The sequence below is a fragment of the Kibdelosporangium philippinense genome (assembly GCF_021390435.2).
Taxonomy (GTDB): domain Bacteria; phylum Actinomycetota; class Actinomycetes; order Mycobacteriales; family Pseudonocardiaceae; genus Kibdelosporangium; species Kibdelosporangium philippinense.
Genome location: NZ_JAJVCN010000002.1, coordinates 2,312,882 through 2,337,012, shown reverse-complemented (window position 1 = coordinate 2,337,012; position 24,131 = coordinate 2,312,882). Strand labels below are relative to the sequence as shown.

19 protein-coding genes are annotated in these 24,131 nt (G+C 66.9%); 5 read left to right on the top strand and 14 right to left on the bottom strand.

Annotation, left to right across the window (positions count from 1 at the left end):
- Positions 1-10 precede the first annotated feature (10 nt).
- Positions 11-931 carry a substrate-binding domain-containing protein gene (locus tag LWC34_RS29720; protein ID WP_233728380.1) on the top strand — a complete coding sequence of 307 codons (921 nt, stop codon included), beginning with the start codon at positions 11-13 and terminating at the stop codon, positions 929-931.
- A 9-nt stretch (positions 932-940) separates the two neighbouring features.
- Positions 941-1,384, top strand: coding sequence for an RpiB/LacA/LacB family sugar-phosphate isomerase (locus LWC34_RS29715; protein WP_284051667.1), 444 nt, complete (start codon positions 941-943; stop codon positions 1,382-1,384).
- On the opposite strand, the gene LWC34_RS29710 is transcribed toward LWC34_RS29715, so the two are convergent.
- The 5 genes from LWC34_RS29710 to LWC34_RS29690 all read right to left on the bottom strand — a co-directional run bounded on the left by LWC34_RS29710 (position 1,381) and on the right by LWC34_RS29690 (position 5,891).
- A complete protein-coding gene (locus LWC34_RS29710) occupies positions 1,381-2,229 on the bottom strand; it encodes an alpha/beta fold hydrolase (protein WP_233728379.1) in 849 nt (282 codons plus the stop codon). The genes LWC34_RS29715 and LWC34_RS29710 overlap by 4 nt on opposite strands.
- A 3-nt stretch (positions 2,230-2,232) precedes the next feature.
- Positions 2,233-3,051, bottom strand: a complete 819-nt coding sequence (locus LWC34_RS29705) for a 3-methyl-2-oxobutanoate hydroxymethyltransferase (RefSeq protein ID WP_233728378.1) — start codon at positions 3,049-3,051, stop codon at positions 2,233-2,235.
- Positions 3,048-3,554 (bottom strand): hypothetical protein, encoded by a 507-nt coding sequence (locus LWC34_RS29700; protein WP_233728377.1) that lies wholly within the window; start codon positions 3,552-3,554, stop codon positions 3,048-3,050. Before LWC34_RS29700 ends, LWC34_RS29705 begins: the two co-directional genes overlap by 4 nt.
- Before the next feature lie 2 nt (positions 3,555-3,556).
- On the bottom strand, positions 3,557-4,843 hold the full coding sequence (locus tag LWC34_RS29695) for a Rieske 2Fe-2S domain-containing protein (protein ID WP_233728376.1): 1,287 nt from the start codon (positions 4,841-4,843) through the stop codon (positions 3,557-3,559).
- A 667-nt stretch (positions 4,844-5,510) separates the two neighbouring features.
- On the bottom strand, positions 5,511-5,891 hold the full coding sequence (locus tag LWC34_RS29690) for an STAS domain-containing protein (RefSeq protein ID WP_233728375.1): 381 nt from the start codon (positions 5,889-5,891) through the stop codon (positions 5,511-5,513).
- Positions 5,892-6,025: 134 nt separating this feature from the next.
- Between LWC34_RS29690 and LWC34_RS29685 the strand changes: the two genes are divergently transcribed.
- Positions 6,026-10,222 (top strand): nSTAND1 domain-containing NTPase, encoded by a 4,197-nt coding sequence (locus tag LWC34_RS29685; protein WP_233728928.1) that lies wholly within the window; start codon positions 6,026-6,028, stop codon positions 10,220-10,222.
- On the opposite strand, the gene LWC34_RS59320 is transcribed toward LWC34_RS29685, so the two are convergent.
- Positions 10,219-10,932 (bottom strand): hypothetical protein, encoded by a 714-nt coding sequence (locus LWC34_RS59320; protein WP_233728374.1) that lies wholly within the window; start codon positions 10,930-10,932, stop codon positions 10,219-10,221. The genes LWC34_RS29685 and LWC34_RS59320 overlap by 4 nt on opposite strands.
- A gap of 97 nt (positions 10,933-11,029) precedes the next feature.
- Here LWC34_RS59320 and LWC34_RS29675 point away from each other — a divergent pair, with 97 nt between their 5' ends.
- Complete coding sequence (locus LWC34_RS29675) at positions 11,030-11,569, top strand: hypothetical protein (protein ID WP_233728373.1); 540 nt, start codon at positions 11,030-11,032, stop codon at positions 11,567-11,569.
- A gap of 133 nt (positions 11,570-11,702) precedes the next feature.
- On the opposite strand, the gene LWC34_RS29670 is transcribed toward LWC34_RS29675, so the two are convergent.
- Entirely contained in the window at positions 11,703-12,002 is a 300-nt protein-coding gene (locus LWC34_RS29670; protein ID WP_233728372.1) for a hypothetical protein, read from the bottom strand.
- 532 nt (positions 12,003-12,534) lie between these two features.
- On the opposite strand from LWC34_RS29670, the gene LWC34_RS29665 reads away from it, so the two are divergent.
- Positions 12,535-13,803, top strand: coding sequence for an IS110 family RNA-guided transposase (locus LWC34_RS29665; protein WP_233723845.1), 1,269 nt, complete (start codon positions 12,535-12,537; stop codon positions 13,801-13,803).
- A gap of 283 nt (positions 13,804-14,086) precedes the next feature.
- Here the strand turns inward: LWC34_RS29665 and LWC34_RS29660 are convergent, their stop codons facing one another.
- From LWC34_RS29660 to LWC34_RS29625, 7 genes are all read right to left on the bottom strand, one after another.
- A complete protein-coding gene (locus tag LWC34_RS29660) occupies positions 14,087-14,515 on the bottom strand; it encodes a hypothetical protein (RefSeq protein WP_233728371.1) in 429 nt (142 codons plus the stop codon).
- 856 nt (positions 14,516-15,371) lie between these two features.
- Positions 15,372-16,877: a vanadium-dependent haloperoxidase gene (locus tag LWC34_RS29655; RefSeq protein ID WP_233728370.1), complete on the bottom strand. Its 1,506-nt coding sequence runs from the start codon at positions 16,875-16,877 to the stop codon at positions 15,372-15,374.
- 178 nt (positions 16,878-17,055) lie between these two features.
- The gene (locus LWC34_RS29650) at positions 17,056-17,649 is read right to left on the bottom strand and encodes an RICIN domain-containing protein (RefSeq protein ID WP_233728369.1); all 594 of its coding nucleotides are present in this window, start codon (positions 17,647-17,649) and stop codon (positions 17,056-17,058) included.
- An 804-nt stretch (positions 17,650-18,453) separates the two neighbouring features.
- Complete coding sequence (locus tag LWC34_RS29640) at positions 18,454-18,870, bottom strand: group I truncated hemoglobin (RefSeq protein WP_233728368.1); 417 nt, start codon at positions 18,868-18,870, stop codon at positions 18,454-18,456.
- Positions 18,871-19,495: 625 nt separating this feature from the next.
- Entirely contained in the window at positions 19,496-20,863 is a 1,368-nt protein-coding gene (locus LWC34_RS29635) for an MFS transporter (RefSeq protein ID WP_233728367.1), read from the bottom strand.
- A complete protein-coding gene (locus LWC34_RS29630) occupies positions 20,785-21,909 on the bottom strand; it encodes a PLP-dependent cysteine synthase family protein (protein ID WP_233728366.1) in 1,125 nt (374 codons plus the stop codon). Before LWC34_RS29630 ends, LWC34_RS29635 begins: the two co-directional genes overlap by 79 nt.
- Before the next feature lie 681 nt (positions 21,910-22,590).
- Complete coding sequence (locus LWC34_RS29625) at positions 22,591-24,027, bottom strand: glucose/sorbosone family PQQ-dependent dehydrogenase (RefSeq protein ID WP_233728365.1); 1,437 nt, start codon at positions 24,025-24,027, stop codon at positions 22,591-22,593.
- Between the last annotated feature and the right edge of the window lie 104 nt (positions 24,028-24,131).

The window sequence follows — 24,131 nt, the reverse complement described above, 5'->3', positions numbered from 1 at the left end:
AACAATTAACATGCCGAGGTTACCCGTTCTGCGGACTGTGACGAGGACCCAGGGCAACAACCAGGCCCTCAAGGACGGCCACCTCACGCCGCGCGGCTTCACCTTTGAGTTCGAGGAGGTGCCGGTTCTCGTCGACGCGTTCCGGCGGATGGTGCGTGGCCTGGAGTTCGACGTCAGCGAGATGGCGTTCACCACTTACCTGTGCGCGAAGGCGTACGGCAAGCCGATCACCGCGGTGCCGGTGTTCCTGGTGCGCGGGTTCCACCACGGCGCGATCGTCCACAACGGAACCTCTGATGTGGCGGGCCTCGAAGGGCGTCAGGTCGGCGTCAACCGCGGCTACACGGTCACCACAGGCGTGTGGGTGCGTGGCATCCTGCAGGACTACTACGGCGTCGACCTCTACAAGGTGACGTGGGTGCTGTCCGGCGACGAGCACGTCGCGGAGTACCGGCCACCTGCGAACGTGGTGCCCATGCCGCCCGGTGGCGACCTGGCGACGATGGTGGCGGATGGTGAGCTGGCAGCGGCCATCGGGGTGAAAGGACGCCCGCTGATCCCGGACGCACAGGAGGCCGCGTACGACGCACTGCGCCGAGACGGCCTGTACCCGATCAACCACCTGGTAGTCGTCCGCGACTCGCTGCTCGCGGACCACCCGGGCCTGGCGGCGTCCGTGTTCGACGCTTTCGCACAGGCGAAACAGAAGTACGTGCAAGGGCTCGACGACATCACGGACCCGGCTCCGACCGACGTGATGTACCGGCGCGTCAGGGAGATCACTGGCACCGACCCGCTGCCATACGGCATCGCGCCGAACCGCCCGATGATCGACAAGCTCATCGACCACGCGATGCGGCAAGGGATTCTCGACCGCAGGCCGGCCGTCGAAGACCTGTTCGCGCCGGACACGCTCGACCTGACCGCTTGAGGGGACACCATGCGCATCGCGATCGCGGCCGACCACAACGGCGTGCCGATGAAGAAGGAACTCACCGAATGGCTTGTCACGCAAGGGCATGAGGTCGACGATCGCGGCGCACACGACGCCGAGGTGGTCGACTACCCGCCGCTCTGCGCGGACGTCTGTGCCGAGGTCGTCGGCGGGCGTGCCGAGCGGGCGATCGTGATCGGCGGAACCGGCGGCGGCGAGGCGATCGCATGCAACAAGGTCCGCGGTATTCGCGCGGGCCTCGGGCACTCGGTGTTCCTCGCCGAGATCTCCGCGGCCCACAACAAGACTAACGTGCTGGTGCTCGGCGCGAAGGTGATCTCGGCGCAGGACGCGGTCGAGATCACGCGGACGTGGCTGACCACCCCGTTCAAGGGCGACCGGCACCAGCAGCGCCTCGACCAGATCGAGGAGATGGAGAAGAACTTCTAGACCTGGTCGAGGAACGCCATAACGCGTTTCGGTGCCGTCTCGGCCGTTTGCTCCGCGACCGGTGCGTCCCAGAACTCCGCGTGGGGCAAGCACTCCTGCAGATATCGCGCCGCCGACGGTGCGTGCGAGGTGTCCTCGCCGGGCACGATCAGCGCCGGAATGTCCAGCAGCATCAGGTCCTCCGGCTCAGGGCCAGGCACGGTGTCACGATCGAAGAGCAGCCGGGACATGCCAGTGACGACCAAGGCGTAGCGGGCTGCATCGTAGGCCGCGTAGCTCTCTGCGAACATGGTGTCCCGACGGAGCACCGTGACCCACGGGCCCACTCGCGGATCCTGGGTGAAGCTGTCGGAACTGTTGCGCGCCAACTCGACGACCGCGGCGAGGCCGTGCTCGGCGACGTACGCGAGGTGTCGACCGAGGCGCGCGTGCTGCCCCATGCGGTAGCGCGGACCGCCAGCGGGGGAGTAGAGCACCATGCTTGACACCCGGTCGGAGTAGGTCACGGCCGTCATTGTGGCGATTGAGCAACCGATGCAGCCGCCCATCAGGTGCGCCCGCTCGATATCCAAATGGTCGAGCAACCCGATGCCCTGCGACGCGTACGACGCCCAGCCGATGCGCTCGATCCGGCCGCCCGACTCGCCTGTCTCGCGCTTGTCGAACGTGATGCACGTGTACCGCTCCGCCAATTGGGGGAGCAGATCGAGCCGCCGGTAGATGCCTTGGGTCCGCCAGGTTTCCAATGAGGCGTTGAAGCCGCCCGGCGAGAACATCAGCAGCGGCGGCCCGTCACCGGTCACCTCATAACGGGTGCGGATACCGTCGATTGTCGTTGTGGGCATGGGTCAGCTGCCTTTGATCTGGCGGCCGCCGCGCACGTCGTCCGCGTATGTGCTGATCGCGTCGAAGCTGATCCGCGCCACGTTCGCGTACGTGTCCGGCGGATTGTCCAATCCGGACGCCGCGTAGCCGATCGCCGCGTTGGCCATCCGCATCCGTCCGTCGAGCCATGGTCCGCCTCCGAAGCCGCCGACGACCGGCACGGACACCGATCGGGCCACCTCGGCGCCGACAACCGGCCCGGAATTGGTGAAGTTGAGCAGCACCGCACCCGCTGCCTCGAGCGCCCTAGCCTCGGCGACGAGTTCCGCCGTCATCTCTTCCGGCACCTGCGCGTTCGACGCGCCCGTGTACGGCACGCCATAGCGCAGCGCGGTTTGCGGCGTGATCCCGAATTGGGCGAACACAGGGATTCCCGCGCGGGTGACTGCGGTGACGGCGTCGAGGTGGTCGGCGGCGCCGTCAAGCTTCACCAGGTCGACGCCTGCCTCCTTCACGAGCCGGATCGCGGCCCGCACCGCGCTGTCCGGCCCCTCTTGCAGCGGTCCGAACGGGAAGTCGGCGCTGACCAGCGCGCGCTTGACTCCCCGCCGGACCGCCTGGGTGACGATGATCATCTGGTCCATCGTCACCGCCAACGGGTTCGCCTGACCCCAGAGGTTGACGCCGACGGTGTCGCCGACCGAGACGATGTCGACGCCCGCCCGGTCGGCGATCCTAGCCATCTGGTAGTCCCAGACCACCACACCGACGATCTTCTTCCCGGCCGGCTTCATCGCCCGCAGCACGGGCACGGTGATCTTGTCGTCCATGCCGTCCCTCACGCCCGCAGCGCGGTGAGCACTTCGGACACATCGTGCTCGTCGTAGGTCACCATGATCACCCTGGCATGCGGCCGCAGCGCCGACACTGCCGCTCCGGCGTCATGACTGCCGGCCAGCACCAGCCCGGCGGTCATGATCCCGCGCAAGGTGCAGGCGTCGCCGATCGCGGACGCCGCCGTGGCTCCGTCGTTCTCCGTCGCCACCATCACCACTACGTCCGCCCCGGTAAGGACCTCGGACAGGCGAGACTCTGAGCCGTCCGAGGAGATCAGCACGAGGTCGGCGACGTTGCTCGAAGACCCGTTGCCAGCCGGGGACTTGCACGTGAAGAACCGTGCGTCAGCCCACGGCTGCCCAGCGACGCGGTGGACCACCGCCTCGGCCCTGTGATCCAGTGCGATGACGCGAGTGGCCCTTGCCGGCGCGATCGGCGCGTCGATCCGGAAGCGGGCCTCGGCCGTGGTCGCGGCCCGCGCGCAACTGTTGAGCAGGATGGGTTTCATCGTCACACCGAGTGCTGCGGGACGCCGGGCATCACGGTGACCGCGTCGCGGCTCGCCTCCAGAAACGACTCCTGTTTGGGAAGCAGGACCGCGGCGGACCGGACCCGGTGGTGCGCCGGATCCACGCCGGGCGGAGCGATTCCCTCGTCCCGAAGCGCGAGCGCCGCCTGCCGCAACTTCTGGCGTGCCTTTATGATGCCGCTGTCCGCGGCGACGAGCCGTTCCTTGGTGCGGTCGACGATCGGGCCGAGACTCTCCTGCAGGGACGCGTCCTGGATCGCGATGCCCCGGACACCCGAGTAGTGCTCGCCGCGCCGTTGCGCCGCACGATCCATCTGGTAGTCGTTGTCCTTGTTCTGCACCGGGCGGTAGGTGCCGGGGATGTTCTCGCTGTGCACTCCGAAACCGTCCATCATGGCCTGGCGCTCCTCGGGGGTCAGTGCGCGGACCGGATGGTAGTCGAACGTGTAGACCCAGCAGTTCTCGTCGTCGATCGGCACCCAGAAGTGGCCGTGCACGGGGTGATCGCCGCGCGGTGGGACAAGTGTGAACGCGGGCATGACCCACGGGGTGATACGCCAGTAGTAGTTGCCGTCCTCGGCCGTGCGGCGTGCGCCGACGAACAACCCGCCGTCGGCCTCGGCGACCTCGAAAAACGGCTTGAGGTCGTTCATGTTGTACTTGTTTCCCCTGGCGCCCTTGAACAATGGGTCACTCTTGAGAGCGCCGGAATGCAGCCACGACACGTGGCTCGAGTCGATGCCGCCTTCGAGCGCCTGCAGCCAGTTGCTCTCCTGCCAGCGCTTCGACGTGTACGTCTGCTCCGGTGGGACGTGGACGAACTCGAACTCGGGCGGCGGTGGCTGCTTGGCCGGGTCGCCCATGTACGTCCAGAGGATGTCACCGATCTTGACCAGCGGGTACGACGTCAGCTTGACGTTCGTGCAGAAGGTGCTGTTGTCCGGTTCGGACGGCACCTCGAGGCACTGGCCGGTGATGTCGTACTTCCAGCCGTGGTAGGCGCAGCGCAGCCCGCCTTCCTCGTTGCGGCCGAACCACAGCGACGCGCCGCGGTGGGCGCAGAACTCATCGATCAGGCCGTAGCGGCCGTTGCTGTCACGGAAGCCGATCAGCCGCTCGGAGAGGATCTTGAGACGCACCGGGGGACAGTCGTCCTCCGGCAATTCCTCGGCGAGGAACGCGGGGATCCAGTACTGACGGAAGAGGTCTCCCATCGCAGTGCCAGGTCCTGTCTGCGTCAACAGCTCATTGATCTCTCGTCTGAGCATCCTCGTGCCTCCCGACGCCTGAAGTGCTAACTATCATACCATTAGACAGTAGCAGTGCAATCGGCACACAGACGAGAGCCTGCTGCCTCGCGGGCGGCAGGCATGCGGCTTTCAAGGATCAGTTCTTCGTCAGGATCCGGGCGACACGACTTGGTTCAGCAGGATCCGGAGCGTGCGGCGTGCCAGGTTCTGGTTCACCCCGACCACCGCGTCCTGGGCAACCCGATCGAGGCGCATTTTCGGGCAGATTAGGTCCACAATGGATGACGACAGCAGGGCGTTGCCCTGTCTGCGGCGAGTATCTGGTGTATGCCGATCACGCCCCCAAAGCCCCCAGGAGTAGGAACTGTGGTTTACCGTCGTCCACACCGCGATGCGCAAGCAGCACATCGTCTACTGGGGACGGGACACGCCGGACGAGAGCGAAATCCGTCTCGTTCACGTATACGGCCAACGCTGGGATGCGAACCAAACCTGACCTCAGATCGGCGGTACACACTGGAGATGAGCCAGCCCGCCCGTTCCCACGAGATAGAACCGGCGGGCTGACCGTGACGAACGTGCCGAGGGGGAGGTGCACGCCCATCAGGGCGGCTAGTGTTCACTTCGTTCTCAACACCGTCAAACCACGAATCAGTGGTCGTGTCGACGAGAGCTGGAACTCCAGCTACTCGCCCACGGCCGCTGCGACGGTCGGATAGACACCGAGAACCCCCGAGAGGCCTGCAATTTCGCGCACCCGGCATGCAGGCCGTGCCGGAGAGACCACGAACCGCATCGTGACGTGGCGTTCTTCGGCCATCTGTTGTGCTTTCAGATGCGCTGACATCCAGGCCGACGCCAGGAATGCGTGGCCGCTCAGGTCCACCACCAGCAGCCTGTTCACCGAGTCGTTCAGCGTCGCCACCATGGCCCTGTCCAGCGGAGGAGCCGTGGCGAGATCAAGTTCGGCCGTGACCACCAGGACGATGGCACCCTCGATGTCCTCGAGCACTGTGATGTCAAGGGATGCGCCAGCGTGGGCTTCCCGTACGCCGAGTCTCGGCATGGCTGTGTCGGTTGGTGGGGATCACGAATCGCTATCGAGCTGATGCGTTTTCTGGGTGGCCGTCGATGGCACGCTACGGTAATTGGTCGGGCGCGTTCCGTTAATCGCGCAGGGGAGGGGAGGCGCCGGTGGGCATGCCGGACGCGGCGATCGTGCGGGTGTTCCGCGGGCGGGAGCCTGTCGGTATGGGCTGCCTCGTCGGTGACCGGCATGTCGTTACGTGTGCACATGTCGTGGCCAGGGCGCTGGGGGTCGATGGGTCGGGCCCGGCGCCGGCGCTGCCGGTGCGTGTCGATTTCCCTTTGGTGGCGCCGGATCAGCATGTCGAGTCGACCGTGGTGGCGTGGAGTCCGTACGGCGACGGGTATGACGTCGCGGGTCTTGTCCTGGAGACTGCGCCGGAGCGGGCTCGGCCTGCCCGGCTGGTGTCGGCCGACGCGTTGTGGGGCCATGAGGTCCGCGCTTTCGGGGTGCCGTCCGCGCATGACGCGGGGGTATGGGCGACTGGCGTGTTGCGTGGCAGTACCGTCGGCGGGCTCGTGCAGATCGACGATGATCGCACGGCCGGATTCGCTGTGGCGTCTGGGTTTAGCGGCACGCCGGTGTGGGACGAGACGGTTGATGCGGTCGTGGGTATCGCGGCGCAGGCGGAGCGAGACAGCGGGCGCCGCACGTCCTACCTGTTGCCCACGGGTGTGTTGACCAGCGCTTGGCCGGAGCTGACCCGACTGTCTCTCGTGCGCTCGCCCTTCCGCGGGTTGCGCCCGTTCCGCGAGGTCGACGCAGCGAACTTCCACGGTCGCTCCGCGCGTGTGACGGACGTGGTCGATGCTCTGCGGCGGGACCGGTTCGTCGCGCTTGTCGGTCCGTCCGGTGTCGGCAAGTCCTCGCTGGCCATGGCCGGTGTCGTGCCGGCTCTGCGGCGTGCGGGCCATGCCGTCGCGGCGATGCGGCCAGGCGTGGAGCGGTCGATCTGGGCGGCGCTGGCCACGGCGCTGGCCCCGCTGGCGCCGGAACGTGAGATCACTGCGGACGCGTTGGGGGTGCTCACGCCCGAGTCGCTGCCGGATCTGCTGCCGGGGCAGCCTCTTGACGCCGACCCGCGGCGGGTGCTGGTGGTGGTCGACCAGTTCGAGGACGTCCGTCATGACGAGGATGCCCCCGACACGGTGCTGCGTGCCCTGGCCGCGTTGACGGCACCGCGGGTGGGCTGGTCGGTGTCGGTGCTGATCACGGTGCGCGGCGACATGGTCGGCGACCTGGTCGAGCACGCGGGCGTGGCCGGCATTCTCAATGATCGCGTGGTGCTGCTCGGCCCGCCAGACGCCGATGAGTTGCGGGCGATCATCGAGGAGCCGCTGCGGGCGCCCGGGATGCCGCAGTACGCACCGGGGCTGGCGGAGCGGATCGCCGCCGACGCACCGTCGGTGTCGCTGGCGTTGCTCCAATTCAGCCTGACGATGCTGTGGGAGCGGCAGCGCGCCGGGGTGATCGAACACACCGGCTACGCCGAGATCGGCGGTATCACCGGCGCGGTCGGCCGCTACGCCGAGGGTATCTGGACGGACCTGGACCCGGAGTCGGCCGACACGGCGTGGCGGCTGTTCCTCCAACTGTTGAGCCCGTTCGGCGACACCGGCTATGCCCGGCGGCGCCTTGACATGTCCGCGTTGAGCGACCCGCTGCGCGAGGTCGCTGACCGGCTCACTACCACTCGCCTGATCACCGTTGACGACGACGGCCGGGGCGGGCGGATGGTCGAACTCGCGCACGAGCAGCTGGTCGCCGGATGGCCCCGATTACGCGGGTGGGCCGACCGCGAACGCCAGTTCCGCCGCTGGCAGGACGACATCGCCAGGCAGACCGACCGCTGGCGGGCGGCGAACCGAGAGAGGGCCCTGCTGCCGCGTGGCAGCGAACTGCGCACCGCCGTGCGCCGCGTCAACGAGCATCCGGACAACGTGCAGCACGGTGAACTCGAATTCGTGCGGGCCGCCCAGCGGTCCCGCAGACGCACACTGGCGCTGCGTGTGGGAGCGGTCGTGGCCGTCGCCATGGTTCTCGCGGTCGCCGGATTCGTGTGGTGGCAACGTGTTGCCGACCGCCGGGCCGAGGAACTGGCACAACTGCAGGCGGACGCCGATCGGACACTCGACGCCATTGACAGCGCGCCGCGAACCGTACGGGAACGGCTCCTGATCGGCCTGCGCGCGGGAGCGGTGGCGGCGACTGAACGGACCGATGCCCGCCTGTCCGAGGACGTCGTCGCTCTGCGCCACGTCACCACCGTGACGGACCTGCGGTCAACGGCCATCGACCACGAAGCGGTCGACCCGACCGGGACACGCATGGCCCGCACGGACGGGCTGACGAACCGCGTCACGATCACCCCGCTCAATGGCAACGCCGCCGCCACCTTCTTCACGCTCTCCCCAGACCTGGATCTGGCCAACCGGGTCACGTTCGTCGACGCCGACACCGTTGCGGTGTCCGCCAAACGCCTTGCTCCCAGCGACAAGGTGGTGGGCGAGGACGTCATCGAGTTGCGGGATGTCACGACCGGCACGCTGGCCAGGTCGATCACGCCGAATCCCGGGAAGCTGTCCAGTGACAACCCACAGGCTCTGAACGTCGACCGCACGGGCCGCACCCTGGCCTACGGCGAGCCGAAATCCCGCACGCTGTCCCTGATCGAGCTGGATGGGCCGGGCCGGGTCGATCTCACCCTCGACACGCCGTTGCGCGGCGAGAACTCTGCGGGCTCGACCCTGGTCGCCGTTCGCGGCCCGGACAGCGTGATCCTGCTGGAACCCAGAGGCCCGGATGGCACCTATCCGCTGGTCAGCGTTTCTCCCGCCGGTCGCATCCGGCTGCCGACCATGCCCAACGGAGGTCTGGTTCACAACAACGCGGACGACGTGATCATGGCGGGATGCTTCGACGACAAGGCTGTCAAGCGGCACGTCGTGATCGGCCTCGCCGAGCGGCACATGTACCGGGAGCGGGAGGTGCACGGGTCAACGTGCGACCCGGACGAGCTCCGGCTCGACCGGACCGGACGCTGGCTCATCGCCCGGTTCCGGGCGGGCACGGGCACGGATGTGCTGGCCGTGTGGTCGCTCGATGGGGCGCAGCCTGACCGCCGGTTCGCCGTACCCGCCGTCGTCCCCGGCGAGGACCGGGCAATCGCCGCGGCCGATATCGCCGCGGACGGTTCTGGCCGGGTCGTGCTGCGGGACGACGAGAACGCCCTCGGGGTCCATATCCCCGCGATGTCCACTCTGGACTCGACACTGGCCGCGGCCGAGGTCGTCCAGTTCTCTCCGGACGCCACCCACGTCTACGTCCTGTGCATCGACGGGTCGCTGCAGGCCTGGGACATGCGAAGCGGGGCGATGGTTGGCGCGGGCGAGACCAAACGCCCGCGTGACCCGTACGCCGAAGTGGTCGAGCAGGCACTCGCGGTATCCCCGGACGGGCGGTGGGTCGTGACCGCAGACCTCGACGGCGGGCCGAACCGCATGGTCGACATCCACGAGGCGCCCGGGTTGCGCAAGATCGGCGAGTTGACGCTGCCTGAGCTCTCACTGGCCGATGTGGAGTTGGCCTTCACCGGTCCGGACGAACTGCTCACCCACATCGGCCGGCACGTCATCACCTGGGACCTACGCACCATGCGGGAGCGACGTGCCGTCGAGATCCCACAGCGCCAGGACAACGAAGGCCCGGTCGGGCCCGCCTACGTCCTCCCCGCCAGCCGGGAAATCGTCGTGGTCTACACCGATGGCACCGTCACCCGACTCCACAGCGGCGGCGGCAACCACATGGCGGACTTCCGCCTGCCCTACGACGTGAGCCGCGAGGTCGTGGCCGCCGCCCACGACAGCGGAATCCTCGCACTCGCCCTGGCCGACCGGGTGGAATTGTGGGACCTGGCGACCCGCGCCCGCGTCGACTCACTGCCCGTCAGTGGGCGCGTCGGTCACCTGGAGGTCACCAACAGCGGCGCAACCGTCGAGATCCGATACGCCACACGCGACAAACGCCCGGAGAACCTGCCTGCCGACAACGGTGTCCACCACCCCGACCCGCTCGGGCCGAACACACTCCGGTGGGAGCGCAACGGCGTCTTCGCAACCGGCACAGCAACCCCGGGACACACCTCCGACGGCGGCCACCTGCTGAACATCCACCCGGTTCCCGCGCTCGTCCCCGCCGACACCGCAACAGCGCGCGCCGCGATATGCCGCGTCGTCGGCACCGACGACCTACCCGCCGAGCTGACCAACACACTGCCCGAACCGGCCCGACGGGTCACCGGCTGTCCCTAACCTGGAGACGACATGACCGAATACCTCTCGATTCCCACCGAAACCGGCGAAACCGTCCTCGTCGAAGCCGCCGACGACACAGGCCGAGCCCCCATCGGCCGGGACGAGCAGGACACAACCACCTTGGAATCCCGCCTGGCCGGCCTGCGGCGCGTGCTGGTGTCAGCCGTGAGCACACTCGCCGACATCCCCCGCAAGCCCGACAAACTCACGGTGGAAGTCGGCGCGAAGTTCGTAGCAGGCGCGGGCGTCGTCATCGCGAAAACAAGTGCCGAAGCCAGCATCAAAGTCGTCGTTGAATGGAACGGCACCCGCACCGCGAGCAAGCCGGACGACACCGCGGCCACCGACCACGAAACCAACGCCACGTAGTTGAACCGGTAGGTCGTGCCGCCGTTGAGCCCGGTGACGTCGACGGCGAGTGCGTCATCGCCGAGCGCGACTGTGGCGTGGTGGTTGGCGACCTGCATGGCCACCGCACCCTCGGTGCCGGTCGAGGTGAACGCGGTGCACCTCGACAGTGCGGTCCGGGTGCCGATGAGCGTCCACTCGGCGTCTGCGGTGGCGAAAGCGGCGAGTTTGACGTTGTAGAGCACCGATTTCTTGGCGTTGTCGCGCAGGGACTCGTCGACTTCTGTGATCCGCCTGACCAGTGTGTTCACGTCGGCGAGGTGGTCCAGGATCGGTTGGCACTCGGCCGCGGCCCACATGCGGAATGATCCGTGGACTGCCGGCTGACGAGGCATTGCGTTTTGGCATCGGCGGACCTGGGTAGCCGGGTGCTGACACTGGTGAGGTGACCTCTCAGTGCGGCAGTTTGAAAGTCATGGTCCGCGGGCGAGGGGCCCGGCGGTTGTGTGGGCTGGGCTGGATCGCGGGCCCGCTCTGGTGGTGGTGGATCCGGCCGGTGAGGCTAGGCATGCGACGCTGCCCGCGACCTGGCGGCCGCTTGCCGAGCGGTTTCAGGTTGCTTGGTGCCGGGTACCGGCTAGTGGCGGGGCGTTGTGGGATGTCGAGGACGTGCTCGAGACGTTGGCGCAGGAGCAGGTCCAAGCCGACCTGGTGGCCAGCGGAACGGTGTCCGATGCCGCGATCGCCCTCGCCGCGCAGTTTGGCGCCACCGTCCGATCTGTGTTGCTGGTCGACCCAGGACCCGGCGAGCGTAACTCGCCAACGCTGTCCAGCGACCGGGGTGTTGCCGCGGGCCGGATGCGGATTCGAGTTGTCGCGCGCAGCGTACGCGATCACCGGAACCGGGTAGAGCCGCCGATGCCTCTTGGCCATCCGGATGTGGTGGGAGGTGTCCTCACCGCGTTGGCGGAGACAGACCAGCAATCCACAATCTGATGTCTTCAACGGCCAAACACCCGGGGCGCATCTGTCCTATGTAGACGCGGAACTGTGTTGTCCGGGCTGGCTGTCGGCTGCGTCCAGTTGATGTCTCGCCCGCTCAACGCATCCCGTATCCGGGTCGCTGGCGTCAGTGCTCGTCGTAGTGGTCTCCGTGAGCGGCGTGACGGTGGCCGTCATGCCCATAGTCCACGTGATCACCATGCGGTACGGCCACATGGCCGCAACTCTCACCGTGTTTGTGGTCGTGCCCATCGTGGATGGCGTGCTCGGTCAGCTCACACTCGTCGTAGTGCCCCTCGTGGCCCCGGTGCAAGTGGCCGTCATGCGCATAGTCGACGTGATCACCATGCGGGAGAGCAACGTGGCCACAGCCGTCGCCGTGCATGTGGTCGTGGCCCCCGGTGTGCTCGATGTGAGCGGTTGTCATCGATTCCAACTCCCCTCAGGTATGGCTCAATTGCCTCAGCATGTACCCGACACCATGCGCAATCACGCCGCTGGCGTTCATCCGCCATCACGAGCCGGCCAAGCAGGATGCCCTCACCAGATCGGGGCGCTGATGCGCCACCTAGCACCGAAAATATGCGCACGCACGATGCTGGAACGCCAGATTCCAATGCCCCATCGAAGAACGGTAAAAGGGGTGACTTCCGTATGGCCGGTGCTCGACGCGCGCTGGGGTGCGAGGTCGATGCCGGCGTCGGTGAGATCTGCCACACGGTCAGGTCGCTGTGGCGTTAGTCACTCTGTCCTCTGGTGAGGACGCCCGTTGAGGGGTGAAAATCGGTGTTGGCTGCCCGCTGACGTCGTTGTCTCTATGGTCTGTGAAGGCCGTGCGTTAGTCGGACGCTGGGAGCCCTTGGTGGGCCCTTGATTGTTGCTTCGAGCACGCGGATCAGATTCGTTGTTGCCTGGGCTCCCGCGGGTAGCCGCCCCGCCGGACGCTCGGGGAGAGGCCGATGTTGGAGCAGACACAGGACAACGAGGAGATCATCGCGCGGGTGGCCGCGTTGGATATCGGTAAGGCCGAGGTGATGTGTTGTGTCCGGGTGCCCGATGAGGCGCGTCCGGGTAAGCGGCTGCAGGAGGTCCGGCCGTACTCGACGATGACCCGGTCGTTGCTGGTGCTGGCTGATCGGCTGGCCGGGCTGGGCGTGACCCGGGTGGTCATGGAGTCCACATCGGACTATTGGAAGCCGGTGTTCTACCTGTTGGAGGCGCACGGGTTCGAGACCTGGCTGGTCAACGCCCGCGATGTCAAGCATCTGCCCGGCCGGCCGAAGACGGATCGATTGGACGCGGTGTGGTTGTGCAAGGTGGCCGAGCGGCAGATGATCCGGCCCAGTTTTGTCCCGCCGTCACCGATCCGCCGGCTACGGGATCTGACCCGGTATCGGCGTGACCTGGTCGAGGTCTGCACCGCGGAGAAGCAGCGGGTGGAAAAGCTCCTGGAAGATGCCCAGATCAAGCTCTCGGTGGTGGTCTCGGACATCTTCGGGGTGTCCGGCCGGGCCATGCTGGCCGCGCTGGTCGCCGGGCAGCGGGACCCGAAGGTACTCGCGCAGCTGGCCCGCACCTCGATGCGGCGCAAGATCGGCAGGCTGGAAGAGGCGTTCACCGGGTTTTTCACCGATCATCACGCGTTCCTGTTGTCGACCATGCTGGCCCGGGTGGATGCCGGGATCGCTGACGTCGCCCGAGTGGATGCCGCGATCGAGGAGTTGATCGCCCCTTTCGCCACAGCGGTCGACCAGCTTGATGAGATCACCGGCGTCGGGCGCACCGCCGCCCAGGTAGCCATCGCCGAGATCGGGCTGGACATGGCACGCTTCCCAACTCCGGGCCACCTGTGTTCCTGGGCCAAGTTCGCTCCCGGGGTGTCGGAGTCGGCCGGCAAGAAGAAAGGCAAAGCTGCCACCGGGCACGGCAACCCTTACCTGGCCCGAATCCTGGGCGAGGCCGCAGTGTCCGCCAGCAGGACCAACACTTTTCTCGGCGAACGCTACCGGCGCATCGCTCGCCGCAGTGGCGCCAAGAAGGCCATCGTCGCGGTCGGCCGTTCCATTCTCGTGATCATGTGGCACCTGTTATCCGACCCCAACGCCCGGTTCCGTGACCTCGGCGCCGACTACTTCGTCCAGCACACCAACACTCAACGCAAGGTCCGCAACCACATCAGCCAACTGGCCGCTCTGGGCTATCGCGTCACCCTCGAACCCGCGGCCTGACAACCCAACTACCAACCCGGCTCCGCTGCGCTACGCCGGGTGCCTTCGGCCTGCCCACTCACCATCGATTTTCGGATCAGCGTCGGCGGAGCAGGTCGCGATGCCAGCCTAGGACGGTGTCCGGGCGAACCAGCAGGGCGGAGTCTGGGCAAGGTCTGGCGTGTAGTCGGTGCGGGAGTGCTCAGGTGGTTGCGTGGTTGGTGGGGCGACGATCTTGAGCTATTCGGCCTACGAGCCATGAAGATCACGACCTACCGCGGCCAGGGCGACACGGTTGGCCTGCTCAGCCGTTGTGTTGATCTGGTGCTGTGGTCTGGCCGGGGGCCAGGAACGTGACGGGCGTGATGGTGGTGGGACGGTGACGTGGCGTGGCAGTGAGGGGTTGTCGTGCTCGCGGTGAGCCGGGTGGGTGGTGGGGCGTCCGCGCGTGGCGGGATTCCGGTCGAGCGGGGGCGGGTGGGGGTGTGGTGAGTGCGCGGCGGGCGTTGGTGATCCACAGTGTCCACATGGCGTGGTCGCGGTGATCGGCCATCTGGGCGTGCAGTGCGGACAGGATGCCGCGCACGCGCGCGGCCAGGACCGGATGGGTGCCGACGGCTGTCCACACCGGACTGGGCGTCGAGCCGCCGCGGACGAGGCGGCGGATATGGTCGGTCAGATCTGGGTGCGGCATGGCGAGCCACTGCTCGACGACGGCGTGGTGCTCAGGCACAGCGGCGGCTCCTGCGGGCGAGACGGGTACGACGCGTGATCATCTTTACCCATCGTGGTGGGGTCCGACACCGGTCGTGCCGGGTCTTGAATTCTCGCTCATCGGGACGATGCAGGGGAGGGTGCTGTTGACCCACCGCGGGAGCGCTCCCGGCTTACGGCGATGCCGTCCTACATACGACCGCAGTGCTCGGGTTGACACACGACACGGGCGGTGGAGCGGACCGCCTTGCCCGGTAGCAGGTTCATGTGTCTTCGGACCTGGGTATTCCGGGGTGCATGCAGTCCGTCGTCGGCGGTGGGGGAACTCTGCCGGGCGACCCGGGAGCTGCACTCGGTGTGCTCGTGCACAGTGTGGCGGACGGGGGCGCGGGCATGCCGGCCTGGTCGGATGTGTGCTGGTAGGACTCGGTGAATCCTGGTAAGCCGGTTCACGATTCGGTCGCCAGTTGCCTGCGGAGTTCGGTCAAGCAGGCGCCGAGGTGATCCAGGATGATGGGCGCCGAACCCGCGCCTTCGTCCACGATCGCGCCAGAAGGTCGGCCGGGCCGACACGCTGGCCGGGCGCGGTGCCAGGGGTGGTTTGCCCAGGGACGGTCGGGTCGCTGCCCAGGTTCTGCCGGGCCTGGTCGGTGTTGGTGGCCGGATCCACGTCCGTCGCGCGTGAGGCGTCCGCGTCGCTTCGCTGACCCAGGACCCGGTGCCGGCAGCCGCTCGGCTGGCACGGCCTTCAGTGTGATCCCGTTGTGGGCGCGAGTATCCCGCCGCCGGCGGTCCGCTCGTCGCCCAGCCCATGCAGTGTGGTACACCGCAACAGCAGAGCAGCACTTTCAGCAGTCGCTACGCGGGGAATGGGGTCAGGGGGTGCCGTGGCCTTGGAAGAGTTGATGGGCTTTAGTCCAGGCGCGGCGGCCGGTTTGCTGGCCGAGTTTGCGGGCTTCCTCGTCGCCTTCCTCGAGGTGGATGCCGCCGTAGCGGCGGGAGATGCCGGCTTCATCGGCGGCGGTACTGAATGTCGGCCAGGACAGGGCGACGTCGGTGCCCGGCGTGATCTCTGGTTCGACCTTTGAGGAACCGGCCCGGATGGTTGCCGTGAGCCCGAACCTGTCGCTGTGGGTGAATGCCTTCAGCACCTCTGCCGCGGCGGCGCTGAAGGTGGAGTGCCCGGAGGTGAACTCGGCGAACGGCGGGGTCGGGAAAAACGTTGGTTGGTATGGCTTCCAGGTGCCGCCGTCGATCGTCCGGGTACCGAGGCCGGGGCCGGCCCAGGCTCGCACCTGCTGCCCGCGGAACAGCAACCGCACGGCGGTGATCGGCCGGACCGAGTCGTAGAAGCGTTTGTTGTCCCAGGCGCCGATGCTGGCGTCAAGCAGCGCGTTGGTCACGGTGAAGAACAGCTTGACATCGGCGTCGAGGGTGTTGCCGTCGCGCTGGGACACGAACTGGGCGAACAGGCACCAATGGCCCGGGGGTGTCTCGCTGCGAGGGCCGTCCGCCCAGTATTCGGCGGTTGCCTTGTGCCGGTCGGTGAGATTGGCGCTGATGGTGAGCATCTCGCGGGCCTGCCGTTCGTAGGCCTTCTTGTCGAAGATGGCCGGGCCGGTGGGGCTGCGCAGTTCATCCCCGGACTTCAGCGCGAACGGGACGACCTTGCTCCAGTGCGGGGCGAGGAAGCTCTGCGTGACCTGTCGGCCGGACTGGTCGGGGAACACCAGCGGCTGCCATTTGTTCGGGTCGCGGACCGTGGCCGGGTCGATGGGCGCGGCCACCGTCATCGGGGCGTTGACTGGGTGGTAGCCGGTGTAGTCGGCGTACGGGCCGGGGGCGAGGTCGCCCAGTTGATTGGCGCCGTCGTGGTGCCGGAAGGACAGCACCGCCGCGCAGGCGGTTACCCCCACGCCTGCGGGACTGGTGGGATCTGTCGGGGTGTGCTGGGGGTCGTAGCCGAGGTGCCGCATGAGGTCGGCGAACTGTGGGCTGCTTGCCGGGTACAGGTCGACTGCGGCCCGGTAGGCGGCGAAGCTGATCGCCTCGTTTTTGTTCGCCAGAGTGCGTTCGTGGGGTGGGCGGCGCAGGTGCCCGCCCAGCCGGGTGCCTGCCGCCTTGTCGTCGTAGGCGGCCCAGGCGTCGTAGGCGCAGGTGTGCACGATGGCCAGGGCGCGGGCCACCATAGGTGGCCCGAGGGTGCCGGTGCGGATGGCCTGCAACAACGTCTGGTTCCAGCGCACCACGACGCTGTCGGTGCTGGCACTGGTGACGGCGTGAGACATGGATGTGGCCGGGAGGCCACTTGCTGTGGTCGTGATGGCGGTGACGGTCGCGGCCGCCACCAGCCAACCACGGATGAAGACACGTGTCGGCACGTCAACGCCTTTCTCGATGCTTGCCCCTTGCGTGAAAATGCGCGCTGCTACCCCAGCTGGAAATTTGGAATCTCTGGAATCGGAATCCGACGAGGACGCAGACGTGCTGGGTCAGCGTCGGATTTCCTGGTGTTTCGGACCACATGAAACGAAACAAAACGTTACAGCGATGCGAGAACTACGCCCGACCGGCGAACCATCGCTGGTTCTTTTTGTAATTGTCGCAGTACTCGGTCACCACGTACGCGCCGTCCTCGCGGTCGGAGCGGTAGACGCCCATGCACATGTCCGTGGCGGGGTTGTAGAAGACATGGTCGCCACGTCCCACACCGGTGATGTGCCATCGCTGGGTCACCCGGTAGTGGTCACAATGGTGGAGTACGAGATACGCGTCGTAGGCCCCGGTCACATCCAGGCATTTGTCGCTGTATCCGTGGCGGACGAGATACTCGTCGCCGCCGTAGTAGTCACCGGTCCAGATCTGGCTATAGCGCCGGTAGTCGCACCGGCGCTGCACGACGTACGTCTCATCGGATTGGGCGCCCTCGCTGGTGTCGCCGTACTTGATGTCCAGGCACTTGTAACTGTTGCGGTTGATGATCCTGTGCGGCGGCACCGCGAACGCCGCGACCTCGCCCGCCCCGGCCGGGCCGGGCGCAGCGGGCGTCGCGGACGCGACGGGACCGGCGACGGCGGTGATCCCGCCGGCTAACAGTGCGCATAACGCACCCAGGGTCGCTCGGGTCAGAACTTTGTTTGCCTTCCTGGCCATAAGCTCTTCTCCATCCAATGGTCTAGTCAGGACGTAACCAGAAGTAGGAAAATGGACGTAAGAATCTCTACGCTTGGCTGCGGGAGTGGTGCGCCATCTCCCTGCCCGTCCCGACGAGACACCCCCGTCAGGAATAAATGTGAAAGGAAGAAACTAAAGAGCAAAGTTTAGTGATGTGGCCGCGGGGCTTCAAGCCTGTCCTGTGGCGCCTTGTGGTCAATGTCGCGCTTCCGGCATTTCGTACACCACAGAACCATAATGCGTCGCTGGTCGCACATTGTCGGCCGCCGGGACGAGAAGGCCAGCAACGCGGGTGAGGCCGGCTGACAGTGTGGACTTGCCCCGCACGTCCACCGACCTCGTACGAGCGTCGCGACGGCCAGATCTACCACTGGAAGAGGGACCCGGGCCTTGGACGCTCGTAATGCAGATCACGGCTCCCACGGTCGTCATCCACGGAACGTCGGACCGCATGTGCCACTACTCTGGCGGTGAAGCGACAGCCGCCGCCATCAGCGGTGCACGACTCCTGCTCATTCCAGGCATGGGCCACGACTTCCCGCCCGGCGCATGGCCCACGATCGTCGGCGCCATCGTCGACAACGCCCACCGCGCCAAGCACACGGCTGGGCCCTCAGAAGGTCATCTCCTCGATGCAGATCGTCCATAGTGAGGACCGCCTCGGACGGAGACGCCAGGCGCTCCAGCGGAGCCCGTATCACCAACTGCAACTGGCACAAGGCGAGGTGGTGTTCGATCCGGTGATCGCGCGCCGGTTCGCCGACTATTTCTCGGCCGCATTGGCTACAAGGGCGGTTGCCTGGACTGCAGCGGGGCGACGACGATCGCATCCTTCGTGCTCTCGACGATAGCGACGAGGTCCTTCTCCTCCGCGCTCGATACCTCGAACTTCGCGAGCGACTTGTGCAAGTCATCCAGGAAAGCGGCCCACTCGTCGTCGGTGATGTTGAGGTGCCGGTGCGAGTCGCCCAGCGACCGCCCCGAATACTGCTGTGGTCCGCCGGAGGCGGAGCACACCATCTCCGTGACGAGGTATTTGAATCCGGGCGGGGAAACCCGATGATGTGCCTGGTCGACGGCCGGGTTCTTGTTCAGCCGGTCGTCGGTCATGATCCGATTGATGAAGTCGTCGACGACGGCGGCAATGTTGTATACGCCACCGAGGCGATCGTACAGCGACGGGAGCTCATCAGACTGCATTGCACCTCCTTCGCTCGCGGCGACGCGCGAGCTCGCCCACAGCGTCACCGAGCGGAACGTGTCGGCATTACCCGAGTCTCGTCAGCGCTCGTGATCAGGTCAACTCGGTGGCCCGTCCGGATGTCTGAGCACGGCAAGCGCGTCAGACGTCCTGCCGGGCGTACGGGCCACGGTGTGAGTTGGCCGCCGGGGAAGGGCAGGGGTCGTCAAAGTCGGTTTGTGCTGGTTGGGGTCGGGATTCCGAGCAGGGTGAGGGGTAGCGCTCGCCCCCGTCAGATGTCATCGCGACGACGTTGTGATGGGGACCCAGCCGTTGGGCGACGGCTAGCGCGATGAAGACGGCGGCGCCCGATGAGCCACCGAGCAGCAGGCCTTCGTTGCTGGCGAGCAGTCGGCGCGTGCTGAATGCTGCTGTGTCGCCACACCAGTAGGCCTCGTCGATTGTCGCCGGGTTGAAGTTGCCTGGGTGAACCCGGAGCCGAGGCCGACCAGCAGGTGCTGGTCCATGGGGCCGCCGATCGCGGCCGTCCACCGCTACCATCCGGCAGTCACGCCGGGTCTGTTTGATCTGTCGGCCCTATTCCGGTGATCTGGCCGCAGCTGCTGGTGGTGCACACCGGACTCGTTACTCGTCCGTGGTGGCCTGGTGCCTGTCTGTCTGGTTGATCTGCCGCGAGCCGTGCGCGGGCGTCGGTGCGGGGCCGCAGGCGGTGCTGGCGCGGCGGTCGGTGAAGGTCGTCATGCCGGGTACCGCCAGCGTCACGACGGCGGCGGCGATGACCAGCACCCCGCACGTGGTGAGCACGACCGGCCCGCCGGCGGCGTCGATGACCGCGGGCAGCGCGGCCAGGCCCAGTGGGCTGATGCCGTAGGAGACGAGGAAGTCCACAGAGGACACCCGGGCTTGGAGGTGTTGGGGGACTTCGCGTTGGATGGCGGTGAACCAGGGGATGTTGAAGATCTCGATGCCTGTGCCGCCCACAGCGCAGCAGGCGATGATCACCCAGGCATGCTGGGCGTGTGCCAGGGTCAGTGGCACCAGGCCGTAGCTGCCCAGCATGATCATCGCTGGGATGCCGGGTCGCCGGGGTCGCCAGCGGCTCATCAGCAGCGCGCCGACGATCGCGCCGGCCGAGTAGGCGCCCAGCGAGGCGGCGATCAGCCAGTCGCCGCCGAACCGTTCCCGGCCGATCACCGGCAGCATGAGGTACTTGGCGGCCTCGCCGAGCGCGAGCCACACCGCCAGCGCGCCGAGCCCGGCCAGGAACCAGCGGTGCCTGCGCGCCTCGGCTAGTCCCTCGGCGAACTCGGCCACCACCCCGCGGGGGGTGCGGGTCGGGTCCGGCCGGGCACCGCCGATCCGCGTGGCCAGTGCGGCGGCCAGCAGCCACAGCCCGGCGGCGAGCAGCAGGCTGGTCGTTCGGCCGGAGGCGGCGTACAGCCCGACCGCGGCGGTGGGCCCGCCGACCAGGCACACGCGCAGGCTCAGAGTGGTGGCGGCGTTGGCGGCCTGGCGGTGCCGCTCGGCCACCAGCTCGCCGATCAACGCCTGGTAGGCGCTGCGGAACAGCCCTTCGCCCGCGCCGGCCAGGAACACGGCGGTGCACGGCGCGACTATCGGCAGGTCGACGAATATCGCCACGATCGCCGCCCCGGCCGCTCTGATCACGCTGGACAGGGCGAGCACGGCGGCCCTGGGGTATCGGTCGGCGATTACCCCGGCCGGCAGCGACCCGGCCACGAAGCCGAGGGTGCGGGTACCGAGCACCAGGCCGAGCACCGTGAACCCGTCGTGGCGGTCCAATACCGCGAGGGTGAGTGCGGTGGGCAGCATGCCGGTGGCTATCGCCGAGGCGGTGTGGGCCAGCCACAGCCGCAACACCACGGGCTGGCGCAGGGTGGTGATCATGCCGCTCATCGCGCGTTCGCTGGGAGGTGGGTGGTGGTGGGTGTGCCGAGTGCGGTGGCGAGGTCGGGTCGGTAGTTGGCGCATTCCTGTGCGACCCGGGTCGAGGTGGGCCGCAGCCGGTCGGCGGCGGCGCGCAGTCTGTCGACGCTGGTGTCGGTGGTCAGGCTGTGGGCGCGCAGCCACTCGTCGTTGAAGGCTGTGGTGAGGTAGCGTTCGCCGCGGTCGTTGGCCAGCAGCGCCACCCGCTGCGTTGCCGGACGGTGCAGGGCTGCGGCCAGCGCCACGATCAGGGCGGCGCCGGTGGACACGCCGGCCAGGATGCCTTCGGCGCGGGCCAGGGTGCGGCAGGCGCGGTAGGCGTGCTCGTCGCTGACCTGGTAGACGGCATCGATGCGGGACAGGTCGTCGAGGTTGGCAGGGGTCCAGCTCAATCCCATTCCGGGGGTGAGGTAGGGGTGGGCGGTGCCGCCGAACACGGTGGAGCCCTCGACGTCGACCCCAATGATCGTGATGTGGGGGGCGCGGTGTTTGACCAGGCGGGCGATACCGCCGAGGTGACCACCGGTGCTCACCGTGCACACGATCGCCGACAGCTCGGGCCCGCATTGGGCGAGCAGTTCCTCGGCGGTGGTGCGGTAGTGGGCGTCGCTGTTGAGCGGGTTGAAGCATTGATCGGGCCGAAACGAGTTCGGGATCTCGCGGTGCAGCCGGTTGGCCAGTGCGATGCGGGTCTTGTGGTATGAGCCGGCATCGTCTGGCTCGTCTACCACGATGATCTGCGCGCCGAACGCCTCCAACAGTGCTCGGTTGGTCGGCGTCAGCTTCGGGTCCACCACCGCGATCACCCGGTACCCACGCGCCGCGCCGAACATCGCCAGCGCGATGCCGAAATTGCCGGACGACGATTCGATAATCGTACCGCCAGGTCGCAGATATCCGGCGCGTTCGGCGTGTCGAAGAATGTGCGCGGCGGGGCGGTCTTTCAGACTGCCGCCCGGATTACCGCTTTCCAATTTCGCCACCAGGTCTGCTTCACCGGGTCGGGTGAGGCGAGTCAGGCTGACCGTGGTGGTGGACCCGATCGCGTCCAACAGGTGCGGCACGACGGTGCCGGTGTTGGTGGTGTGCATGAGAAATCTGTTCATGGTCCTGGTCCCTCGAGACAACTGATGCGGGAAAGGTCGGATGAACCCGCAGCAGTCGGCGCACACCGAGACGTCCCAAGCGGATACAGGCGCTCAAGACAGTGGCGTGATCAAGTGAGGTGACCGGATACGGACGCCAATCGCGCGGCCGAACCAGCCACGATCGTCACCGACCGCCGCGGCCGATCCCAGATCAGGTCCGCGCAACACAAACAGAGAGCAGGATGGCACGCCCACACCGGCGACCATCAGGTGGAGGACGGATTCGATAGACACGACGCTGGGAAGACGAGTGTGGCCACGTGTCGCCCGCCGCCAACAGCAACAGCACGACACACGCCAAGAGCGCGGCGAGAAAAGCTACATTCTGAGATTTGGCAAGACTGTGCAGCCCGCAGGGAGCATGGATCAGCAAGCCGCAGCCATCACTGCCGGAGTGGTGGTCATGATGATCGGAGGCTTGCGGAGACAGGACTACCGCAGTCGAAACGAACGGCACCGAACTCGACCCATGATCGCGTTCGTCATTAGTGCAGGCTGCGAGATAGAGAGCAATGAATCCTGAGAGTACCAAGCAGGCCATCTCTGCGGACAACCGCGGGTTGCCGCACCGCATGCCTCCCCTAGCTCGCACAATCACAAAAGCCTACCCCTGAACAAGGGGCGTCATCGGCTGGCGAATCGGCCGGAAATGACGAAATATGGCCAATGTCGCCAAACGTCCACTGTGTGCTTCCCGTCACTGGACGCGCTGGCTGCCGTACTATATAACCGGAATTCGAGGATCGAGCCGGGATTCCGCAGCTTGTTCGTGGGTTTCCCGGAAGGGTCCTTGGTGTTGCCGACGCTGTCGGTGGCGACGTAGACCCGTTTGCTATCGGGGCTGATCGCGGTGTCGCGGTACCGGTTGGTGGTCCGCCACAGCGGCTTGACGGAAGTCACCTTCTTGCCGTCTGGGCTGAGAGCCAACCGATAAACCGTGCCTTCCTTCAGCACAGGCATGAGCAGTGAGCCGGAGACGTAGTCGAGGCTGGCAGGAGCGACTGTCGGCCAGCAGAGGTGCCAGATCTTGCTTTCGGCACACTTCGGGTCCTTGAAGTCGTGGTCACTGGGCACGGTGTGGAACGTCCTAATAGGAGCTGCGAAGTCCCGGCTGTGCCAGTCGGTTTCCTTGTTCTGCGGCACCGACGGCGGGATCGTGTAGTCGTCGAATGCCAGCTCCTCGCAGTCCGGCGCCGCTGACCAGTTGCCGTAGACGTAGGCTTTGTCGTCACGGAAACCAGCGACATGAGGCCAGCCGTAGTTCGTGCCACGGCTGATGATGTTGACCTCGTCGTCGGTCTTGGGCCCGTGCTCGCTGGAGTACAGGGTTGCGTTGGAGCCGAAGACAAGGCCTTGCGCGTTGCGATGGCCGTAGCTGAAGACGTGGCTGCGGACGCCGGCGAGAACTGGGTTGTCGGCCGGAATCGAGCCGTCCTGGTTGAGCCGCAGGACCTTTCCTTGGTAGGCAGTCCAGTCGCGAGCCTGCACCTCCGCGGCGGTCGGCAGTCGCTGCGCGAGGTTCGGCTCGCACTTGGCCGCGAACTGGTTCGCGCCCTGGTCGCCGATGGTGTAGTACAGCTTGCCGTCCGGGCCCAGCACGAGCCGGGCCGACTGGTGGTCGACGCCGCCAGGCAGTCCGATGATCACGCCGCCCGGGCGGACTAGCCGCTGCGACTGGATGTCGTAGGTGTAACGTGCGATCTTGGTCTGGTGCACGACGTCTGGGCCGGGGTCGACATCGTAAGTGTACGCGACGAAAACGAAATTCTCCCCGTGGAGCAGACCGGGATGCAACGCCATGCCCAGAACCCCGTCCTGGGCCGAGTGGATCGCGTCGGGAATCGTCACCGCGGTTTTCTGCGCACCCGTCTGGGGGTCGATCCGCACCACCCGCAGGCCGCTTTTCTCCGTGGCCCAAATGAATCCGTCCGGTCCCCAGGTGATCTCGTACGGGTCGGCAAGCCCGGACGTCACGACTCTGCTGACAACGGCGTCGCCGGTTTCCGCGGCAACCGGCGACGCCGCGAGGATCAATGTCAACGCAAAAGCGAGGCGTCTCACGCGCCCTCCCAGATTGTTTGACGGAACGTTGTGGGTGCCGACAACCCCATCCGCACGCCTTGACCTGCGCACCTCCGACACTCATGAAGCCTGCCGGTGGACAA

Coding starts and splice junctions, on each gene's coding strand:
- LWC34_RS29720 (WP_233728380.1), top strand. CDS start 11: ATGCCGAGGTTACCCGTTCTGCGGACTGTGACGAGGACCCAGGGCAAC.
- LWC34_RS29715 (WP_284051667.1), top strand. CDS start 941: ATGCGCATCGCGATCGCGGCCGACCACAACGGCGTGCCGATGAAGAAG.
- LWC34_RS29710 (WP_233728379.1), bottom strand. CDS start 2,229: ATGCCCACAACGACAATCGACGGTATCCGCACCCGTTATGAGGTGACC.
- LWC34_RS29700 (WP_233728377.1), bottom strand. CDS start 3,554: ATGAAACCCATCCTGCTCAACAGTTGCGCGCGGGCCGCGACCACGGCC.
- LWC34_RS29695 (WP_233728376.1), bottom strand. CDS start 4,843: ATGCTCAGACGAGAGATCAATGAGCTGTTGACGCAGACAGGACCTGGC.
- LWC34_RS29690 (WP_233728375.1), bottom strand. CDS start 5,891: ATGCCGAGACTCGGCGTACGGGAAGCCCACGCTGGCGCATCCCTTGAC.
- LWC34_RS29685 (WP_233728928.1), top strand. CDS start 6,026: ATGCCGGACGCGGCGATCGTGCGGGTGTTCCGCGGGCGGGAGCCTGTC.
- LWC34_RS59320 (WP_233728374.1), bottom strand. CDS start 10,932: ATGTGGGCCGCGGCCGAGTGCCAACCGATCCTGGACCACCTCGCCGAC.
- LWC34_RS29670 (WP_233728372.1), bottom strand. CDS start 12,002: ATGACAACCGCTCACATCGAGCACACCGGGGGCCACGACCACATGCAC.
- LWC34_RS29665 (WP_233723845.1), top strand. CDS start 12,535: ATGTTGGAGCAGACACAGGACAACGAGGAGATCATCGCGCGGGTGGCC.
- LWC34_RS29650 (WP_233728369.1), bottom strand. CDS start 17,649: ATGGCCAGGAAGGCAAACAAAGTTCTGACCCGAGCGACCCTGGGTGCG.
- LWC34_RS29640 (WP_233728368.1), bottom strand. CDS start 18,870: ATGCAGTCTGATGAGCTCCCGTCGCTGTACGATCGCCTCGGTGGCGTA.
- LWC34_RS29635 (WP_233728367.1), bottom strand. CDS start 20,863: ATGCGCCAACTACCGACCCGACCTCGCCACCGCACTCGGCACACCCAC.
- LWC34_RS29630 (WP_233728366.1), bottom strand. CDS start 21,909: ATGCACACCACCAACACCGGCACCGTCGTGCCGCACCTGTTGGACGCG.